This window comes from Bifidobacterium sp. B4142 (assembly GCF_026537325.1).
Taxonomy (GTDB): domain Bacteria; phylum Actinomycetota; class Actinomycetes; order Actinomycetales; family Bifidobacteriaceae; genus Bombiscardovia.
This window is the reverse complement of the sequence record NZ_JAFNMJ010000012.1, coordinates 1-2,669: the sequence shown is the minus strand read 5'-3', so window position 1 is coordinate 2,669 and position 2,669 is coordinate 1. Positions and strand designations below refer to the sequence as shown.

Sequence of the window (2,669 nt, the reverse complement as noted above, 5' to 3'; positions counted from 1 at the left end):
AGATACCCCAACACCACACTCTGACCAACACACAACCAAACCCACACACAGAACCTAAAACAACGCGTTTAGTTCCTATAGGCCCTGATGCCGGAGAGACCGTTCTGTATCAGCATAGAGGCTAGATTGGCTGAGCTCTGATAAGGATGCGAAGGGTAAGGAATACGAGCGGTGTCCATCTCAGTTACACCCCTTTAGATAAAAAAGTGCCGCCCTAGTGTGCATATCATATAAATATGATAGAGGCAGTGGCGGCTTCTAACAAGCTTTAATATACTCGGGATATCAGTTAGAAAGCTTCATCAAGATAAAGCTTCACAATATAAACACATTTCTTATCGGATGGTCTTTCTTCTATCATGAGCTACTGCAGATCACCCTTCAATCGGCAAACATAAAACTGGTCGGCTCGGCCGGGGTTGTGGTCATCGGCGGCTGCGCCTTGATGTCTGGCCGCCGCTGTCGCACGCCTGCGGCGTGCTGCTGAAGGGGTTGGGAATGTGGTGTTTGTGCCGCCCCCTTCCATTCTGGCCCGGGCCGCTGCGACTCAAGCCCCGAGCGTCTCCGCCCACACCCCGCTCCGGCCGAGGGGGCCGAACAGCATGCCCCCTCGGCCTCCGGGGGAGTGTTCGGATCCACGCGGGGGCTTGACTCTCCGCTATACCCGGGCCGCCATTCCAGGCGTCGGCACAAACAGTCCCGGCACCAAGGAAAGGAACACCCTTGAACACCACAACCAGCCTCCAGGACGACGTCAAGCAACTGAGCCAGGACCCCCAACTCATGCTCACCGCAGGCCGACAGGCCCTCGACAGCATCATGCGCATACTCGACGGCACCCACCAGCCCGAAGCCATAGGACACGACCGGCTCACCCGCATGGCCGCGCTGATAGAAACCTCACTGCCGCACCGCGACGCGCTCCTGGTCGCCGCCATCAACCCCGACACCACCCGAGACGACCTGACCACCATCACCGAACAACCCCACGACCCCGCCGCCGTCAAACTCATCTTCACCAGCCTCACCACCTGCTTCGAAGGCCGGACCCCCGTCAACCAGGAACGCGCCGACAGAGCCTACAACCTCTTCGACCAGCTCACCGCCGCCGTCGGCCCCACCCCACACCTCAGCGCCTCCAGAGCCTACCTGGCCTGGGCCGCCCGCGACCCCGACCAAGCCAGCTCATACATGGTCCAAGCCCTCACCCTCGACCGAACCAACAACCTCGCAGCGCTCATCGCCCTGGCCCTCAGTAAGAACATCAACCCCACCGACGACTAACACCACACACAACCAAACCGAAGAGGTCTCCTCCCAAACCAAGGAGGAGACCTCTCCGCGTCCGATGCGTTTCTCCCGCCCCATAAAAGGGGCACTCGAATCCGCTTCATTCCCTAGGAATGATCGTTGTTTAGATTAATCATGCTTGTCTGCAGCATCAACGGCATGAATGACGAGTAGGGAGATGAGAATGGTGAGAACCTCAGTTATCAAAGATGAGAGCGCCATGGCTTCCCACCTGCTGAAGGCCAAGGCCATCAACCCCATGAGAAACACAAAACTCACAACTTCGCTAACAAGCTTCTTCAAGACCTTGTGACTGCTCATGCTAAACAACACATCCACCAACGCATCAGTTATGTAGGTACCAAAGAACCACAACAGAAAGATAACGATGGTACCCAAAACCCCACGCCACCCATGCACCCAGGAACGAACGCCACCGAAAGGGAGCAAGCGATAAGTGACACCAATGCCGACCGCAAAAGGAAAGACAAAACCCAACAACACAGTTCCGAAAAAACCAACACCGGTAATCGCATCCGAAACCGTTACATGGTCTGATCGTCCACGGTCACTCATCGCTCACCCCTCTCTCCATGAATCAGAGGAACAAATCAACCCATGTCGCCGTGTATTCAGCAATATCGTAAGGGATGCCCAGCTGCATCAAACCTGAGACGATAGCGGCATGAGTCCAGACGCCGGTGGCTTCCAGGAAGTCTGCAATCCGACCGGCCCACGGAGCAATCTTGGCAGGAAGCTTGGAACCTCCCCAGCGCAGAAGCTTAATGACAGCTTTCTTGGCGATCGTCGTAGCCCAATTCCTCGATTGGAAGCCATTACCGGCAGTGCCATCATGCATCGAGAATGCATACTCGGTCAGGATGCCAGCACCTTCATAATCACCGTTTTCCCATGCGGTATCCGCTATCTCCAGCACATCCCTCGGAGTCAGCGAATCGGTGACTTGACTCACGATAGATGTCGAAGCGGTATCCACAGGCTCTGCAGCCATCGCCTGACTGGGAACCATGGCGACTCCCATAGACAGCGCAAGTGGAACAGCAACGCTGGCGAGCAACCTACTTTTGATAGTGTTCAGAGCTTTCATCATAAGCCCCTTTCCGTTTGTTGAGTCAATTCATCCTTGATAACCAATAACGAAGTCAGCGGTGTCAGCCATGGCACCTCTGACAACCCAGCTAAAACTGGAATACTGCACTGATAGATAGGCCTAACTATCATTCTTGAGTTATTACATCAACGGTGACAGTAGCACCACCGTTACACCATTATAGGGCTATAGGAACTAAACGCGTTGTTTATGTTGGGGGTTTGGCCTTGTGGCTGTAAGCGTGTTGGGTGGTTGTTAATAGGTCGGG

The 2,669-nt window shown here is 54.9% G+C and carries 3 protein-coding genes; 1 reads left to right on the top strand and 2 read right to left on the bottom strand.

Going from position 1 to position 2,669, the window contains the following annotated elements:
• Positions 1 to 723: 723 nt before the first annotated feature.
• Positions 724 to 1,284 carry a hypothetical protein gene (locus J3U06_RS09250; RefSeq protein ID WP_015022034.1) on the top strand — a complete coding sequence of 187 codons (561 nt, stop codon included), beginning with the start codon at positions 724 to 726 and terminating at the stop codon, positions 1,282 to 1,284.
• Positions 1,285 to 1,419: 135 nt separating this feature from the next.
• On the opposite strand, the gene J3U06_RS09245 is transcribed toward J3U06_RS09250, so the two are convergent.
• Both J3U06_RS09245 and J3U06_RS09240 read right to left on the bottom strand, forming a co-directional pair.
• Positions 1,420 to 1,866 (bottom strand): hypothetical protein, encoded by a 447-nt coding sequence (locus tag J3U06_RS09245; RefSeq protein ID WP_015022033.1) that lies wholly within the window; start codon positions 1,864 to 1,866, stop codon positions 1,420 to 1,422.
• Positions 1,867 to 1,888: 22 nt separating this feature from the next.
• On the bottom strand, positions 1,889 to 2,401 hold the full coding sequence (locus J3U06_RS09240) for a hypothetical protein (protein ID WP_045925197.1): 513 nt from the start codon (positions 2,399 to 2,401) through the stop codon (positions 1,889 to 1,891).
• Positions 2,402 to 2,669 lie beyond the last annotated feature (268 nt).

Excerpts from the sequence above, each read along its gene's own strand:
- J3U06_RS09245 (WP_015022033.1), bottom strand. The coding sequence starts at position 1,866 with ATGAGTGACCGTGGACGATCAGACCATGTAACGGTTTCGGATGCGATT.
- J3U06_RS09240 (WP_045925197.1), bottom strand. The coding sequence starts at position 2,401 with ATGATGAAAGCTCTGAACACTATCAAAAGTAGGTTGCTCGCCAGCGTT.